The sequence below is a fragment of the Pseudomonas sp. PB103 genome (genome assembly GCF_009764635.1).
Classification (GTDB): domain Bacteria; phylum Pseudomonadota; class Gammaproteobacteria; order Pseudomonadales; family Pseudomonadaceae; genus Aquipseudomonas.
In genome coordinates, this window is sequence record NZ_RWIL01000166.1 from 1 (window position 1) to 5,535 (window position 5,535).

General features: G+C 55.0%; 4 protein-coding genes. All 4 read right to left on the reverse strand.

Annotated elements, in window-relative coordinates:
- On the reverse strand, positions 1-628 hold a 628-nt coding region (locus EJA70_RS29000), incomplete at its 3' end, for a hypothetical protein (protein WP_158835889.1).
- Positions 625-3,912, reverse strand: coding sequence for a toxin VasX (locus EJA70_RS31230; RefSeq protein WP_256677765.1), 3,288 nt, complete (start codon positions 3,910-3,912; stop codon positions 625-627). The genes EJA70_RS29000 and EJA70_RS31230, both read right to left, overlap by 4 nt.
- Entirely contained in the window at positions 3,909-4,775 is an 867-nt protein-coding gene (locus tag EJA70_RS29010) for a DUF4123 domain-containing protein (RefSeq protein WP_158835892.1), read from the reverse strand. Before EJA70_RS29010 ends, EJA70_RS31230 begins: the two co-directional genes overlap by 4 nt.
- Positions 4,772-5,535, reverse strand: a 764-nt coding sequence (locus EJA70_RS29015; protein ID WP_371924630.1) for a type VI secretion system Vgr family protein, incomplete at its 5' end; no start/stop codon positions are given. The genes EJA70_RS29015 and EJA70_RS29010, both read right to left, overlap by 4 nt.

The following is a 5,535-nucleotide window of genomic DNA, read 5'->3' on the forward strand; positions in this document are numbered from 1 at the left end:
TATCAGGCACAGCGTCCGGCCCTATTTCCATGTAGCTTCGGGTGCACTCCCACAGCGCCATGGCCGTCGTACCGCCGCCACAGTTGAAACTGAGGGAAAAATACTTTTTTGCTTCTTCTGCCTGTGGATCAGGGTTCTCAAAACCAATGACTAACAAGCCCATGGTGGCTTTACCGGCTTGGCTTACCGAAGAGTGCTGTGTCGCCGCTGCCGTTACGCTCTCCCACGGAACTATCCAATATTCGCCGCCCTCTCGCGGAACGCATACTTCGCGGCGCTGACGGTTAAAACGAATTGGCAAAGGCACATCGCGTAATAAACCTTGAATCAAATATATGGAAGGAATTCCAATAATGATCCCTCCGCCAATTATAATAAAAACACTGAGGTCAGGTGATATATTTCTGAATATAAAAGCCAGAAATATAAACAACATAAGTGTTGGCCACATGGCCATTACTGCCGATCCAACGCTATAGTTGCCAATGTCGATAAAACTTTCGTTCTTGCGCCAGATTGTATTGAGAACGTCTTGCGGTTTTACCCCTGTGGAAATTGGTAGTGGTGACAAGTGATCATTTTGCACAAATAAACGTTTTGTCGTGGTACCTACCGGTGGCGTGCTCATTTATTGTCCTTCGGTTTCAAGTAAAGGGCCCCAGGTTTGCCCTCAGCGAGCACATAGCTTGGCACACGATCGAGCTCTAATGTTGTGTCGTCCCGTAAGGCAATCACACCAGTGTCGTCGTTCAGAGTAAATGCAACACCTCGTTCTCCACCAATAAAATTTCTGGCGCCCAGCATTGCGGTCAGTGGTGTGCGATATCGCAGGCGCAGAGAAACTGTCCGGGGTTTAGAACCAAGAACATCAGGAACAGTTTTGAAAGGACCACTCATGCGCAAGCCTTGGCCTTCTTTGACAGGTATCCAGTCACAAACGCTGCCGGCCAGCCACTCAGAAGCCATATCGCGCCATGGCCTAGGGGGTTTGTAGTTATAGGAAAGGCTGTTTTTGATCAAATCGCGGTGACGCTGAGTATCTATCGGATCTCCAATCATACTAAGCTCCAGATAGGTGCTACTGGGCTCTGCTCCGGGGAGGTCGATGGTTAGACTATTTATGGAACTGACATAGGTCATTCCAGATGGACCGCTTGATGGAGCCGTCACCGAACCACTCTCCATGCTGACGCGAGGTGTATACAAGATAGCGTAGAGCTGATTGAGTTCATCCTGTTGGACTTTAGCAGCGATAGGGTCCAGATTGCCCGCACGAGCTTTTGACCAGCAACAGAAGTTTAGAAAGTTTTGTAGTGGCGTTTGTTGGAAGAACCAAGTAATGAGGTAAAGCACGCCTAGCATGGCAATAATCCAGTTCAATGGGCCCATGCGCAGGGAGTAACGCATGATGGCGCCTTCGACCTCTACTAACCCCGCCAATGCTCTCGCAGTTTGACTGAAACCCAAAATCGCTTGGGCGCTATAGGCTGCGGCTTGCCCTGCTACTACTTTTTGGCGCATTTCCAACCAAGGATCGATATGCGTTTGAGAGTTTTCCAGCTGTACTTGCAGAGACTTGAATTCCGCTCCTGCCGCAGCGAATGACAACCCACCAATCACTCCGCCAAACAGGGTCAGGGTCGGAGCCATGGATCGCCCTTTACCAATTTCTTTAATTCCCAAACCATCACGCACCTGACTATCAATTACTGCTGTCAACGCCGCAGCTGCATACAAAGATGCAGATGCTGTGTCGTTGACGCGCTGAATGTCCATGCCCTCAACCGTGCCGGCCTGACTCAGATAGTTACTCGCATTGAGCGTGTTCAGCAGTAGTGCCGCGAGAGGCACAACGCCACCGCTGTTAGTGACAACGGTCGAGTTGGTTATGCCATTCAAGCGCCCAACGCCAATGGCTTTTCCCGTGCTGTTGGCCCATTGGGTCAATCCTTCGGCGCCCTGCCCCAGCAGCTTCCATACTTGTCGGCCTCCTTCGCTTACCGCTTGCAAACACGTGTCGCTGCCCAAGCGAACGGCGATGAGTACCCCTAACCAAGAACTGCTGAATGTTTTTCCGCCTTTGAGCAGTAGCAATGCAGCCGCCATACGGTTGACCAGCACGCTCCATGAGCTTTCGGCATTACGTGCCATCGCTGCGATGTGATTCAGAACCGGAGCGGTCAGTGGCGCAAGTGCCTGGTGGGTCGCTGCAATGTTTTTAGATTCCAGTGCCGCGATCCACTCCCCGTAACGAGTGACATTGTTAATACCCGCATCGATAGATGGCGTCCATGCGCGGAACAGTTGCGTCAGTGCACCGCCGTCTGCCGCTCGCACATAGTCGGCGTATTGCTCTGCGCCTTGGGCACGAATGCATTGGGCGGTCAGACAACCAGTGGCCAATTCGGTCAACCAGTCTCGTGCATCGATGTCGTCGTAGTCGACAAACCAAGTACCGTTGAAGGAGCGCTTCAGATACACCTCTCGATCACTGAACAGCCCTTGATGTCGTTTTTCGATCTGCTGAAAATGCGCGGGGGCGGTGGTATCGAGCCAGTTGTTCATTGCCTTCAGATCGATATATTTGCTGACCTTGGCACTCAGGAAATCGTCGTCAAGGTTGGCCTTTTTTTCGGCACGATACTCGCGCACCATGTATTCCGCTTCATTGTATAAATCGGCCGGAATGAAGGCCCGCACAGGCGCTACGATTTCGGCAATGCGCGCGTCTCGAACGGCGGCTTCAGCCATGCTCGGCTGACCGCCATAACGGCGGGCCTGGGTTTCTGCCTTGAGTTGATCATCCAGTTTGTGCTGAGCATCGAGCATGATCCGGCCTTGATCAGGCGTGAGGTCGATGTCTCGATCCTTGTAGCGGTAACTGAGTGTGCCAGCCAACTCGGCGCCGTCTTCGGTGATCAAGCTGCGAATGAATCCGCCGATGCTCAAGCGCAGGTTGTTATCACCGACCCATTTTTCATGGCCCGCTTCGATCAACTCTTGCTCATGGTTGATATCGCGCAACACCCCCAAGTCATCATCCAACGCAGCAAACACGGCATAAAGCGGCTCTGACTCGGTCTTGGCTTTATCCAGCCACGCTTGGGTTGGATCTACCTCCCAAGGACTTGCACTCCAGGTTCCCGGCTCTTCCACCGGTTTATCCGCAGGTTGTGCGCTAGCGGCCTGTTCCCGTTCGTGCAAGTTTTGTGAACTGGCGTTGTAGGCCTTGATGTTTTGCTGGTTAGGAGCGGCTTGCGCTACTTTCCGTTGTTCCTTTACGCCTTCGCGCTGAGCCTCGCCGTTCTGCTGATAATCATGGGCCAAGGCCTGGTCACGTACTTTGGGCATGATTTCGGCGACCAACACCGGAGCTTTTGTCAGCGGCGGGCAGTGTTCGGCTGACAGGCTTTTGGCAACTTTGGTGAGTGAAATCTGACGCATGCGCTTGCGTCGTTCGCCGCTTTTTTTCAGGCTCTCGCAGGCGTCTTCGCCCAATGGTCTTTCGCTGTAGAGCATCCAGGCGTCGGTGCTCTTTTTCAGAGCGATGCCGGCCTTTTCCCCTGTCGCGATCTCGGCGTGGGGTTGTGTCAGCGATTGCTCGACCAGCAAACCATCAGCCCCAACACCGTAGCGTTTGAGCGGCCCCTCGGCGTGCCACAGGTAGACGTACCCTGCACGCAGGCGGCGCAGGGCCATCGGGTGACTTTGGGTCGGGCTGGGTGGTTTGAAGTCGGCGTGTTCGGCGGCCTGTTCGGCCATCGCGTAGCGGCTGGGAACCACGAAAATTTCGGGTTGTTGCGCAGGGCAGGTGGCGCCCGGGTTGGACAAGTCTTCTTCGCCGAATTGGCACTGCGCGGCATTATCGGCGGCGGCCAGGTTGCGGTTTTTATCGAGTGGTTCGGTGGTCATGCAAAGGACTCCTTGTCGGTCAGCAGCCAATGGCGATGCAGCTCTTCCAACAAGGCATCCAGGCGTTGCGTGGCATTAAGCGTTGGCTGTTGGAGAATCTCGCGGTAGGCCAGATGTTCGGGCGCTTGGGGAAACATGGTGCCGTGTTCTGCGACCAACGCCGACCACCGCACCACCTCCTTGGGCGCAGAGTAGCCGTGGCTGGCGGCGCCCTCGCGACACAGGACGGCCCACTCGCGCTGGTCGGCAGTGGAAAGTTGTGCCAGGCAGTCGGGAAAGTAGGTGTGGACGTGCTCCAGCAACTGTTGATCGAAGACTTCCAGCTTGCCTTGGTTGAGCTGCTGCAACTGCTGCTCATCCAGATACAGCCAGGGGCGCTCTGCATATTGCTGGGCGTTTTGTCGATCATGTTCGCGCACGATCCATTGCTCGCTTTGATCTTCACGTGCGGGTAGCCGCACGCGGCGGATCGGCCCCATCAGGTGATCTTTTTCCGCCGGGTTCAGGGGCGGCAACCAATGGCGCATGACTCGCGGGTCGTAGTACCTAAACAGCATTGACGCATCACCGGTCACCCGTACATGGATGAGGCTGCGCAGATGTTCAGTCAGTTGCTGAATGGGCGCATCGCTTTCGATGATGAGGCCGGCATCGTTTTGCCAGTCCTCAATGAAGGCTTTTTCGAGTGCGGTGTTGGCGCGCAAGACGACCAGCGCAGGGCCGACATCAAACACCTCTTGCAAGGGAGTTGAGTGGTAAAGCCATTCGACAATCGGGTTTTCATCCAGGCTATACACGCGGGCCGGAAGGTTTTCGATCTGTGCTCCATCCAGAAGCAGATAACGCGTGGCTGCGGAAATCATTTCATCGCCTTCAGTTTTTGGCATATCTCGCAGATTGGCTGAGCCGTTGTGGCTGCTCGCTGCAGGGTTTGACGCAAGGCCGGCACCAACAACTCTCCGGCTTTATCTGCATCCGCCTGCTTCAACGGCCCCGGCAACAACGGCGCCGCCCCGGTGCCACTGCCCGGCCCACCACCAGAGTTGATGTTGATCACCGGCCCACTCAGGGTCACCCCACCCGCATCAATCTTGATAAAACTCCCACCACCAATCAGCGTCAGCTCTGCGCCGGCCTCCATCACCACTTTCATGCCGCTGCTGAGGTGGATTTCCTGCCCCGCATCCATGAACTGCCCAGTGCCAATCTTGACGTGCTGATTCACCCCAACCGTCAGGTGATCACTGGCCTGCGCCTCAACCTTGCGATCTTCATAAACCGTGTGATGTTCTTCAGCCTTGAACTCGCTGTAGCTGTTCTTCTCAACCGTATCGTGACGCTCATTGCCAACCCGAATCTTCTGGTCGTGCTCGATGTTTTCATCCCAATCCCGCTGAGCATGCAGATAAATCTGCTCCTGACCTTTCTTGTCCTCGATACGCAGTTCGTTGTAACCGCCACCGCCCATCGAGCTCAGGGTCTTGAACGTGCTGCGCGTCTTGTTCGCCGGCAGTGCGTACGGGACGGTGTTTTCCTTGTGGTACAGGCAGCCGCTGATCAGCGGCTGGTCGGGGTCGCCTTCAAGGAAGGTGACCAGCACTTCCATGCCGATGCGCGGGATGG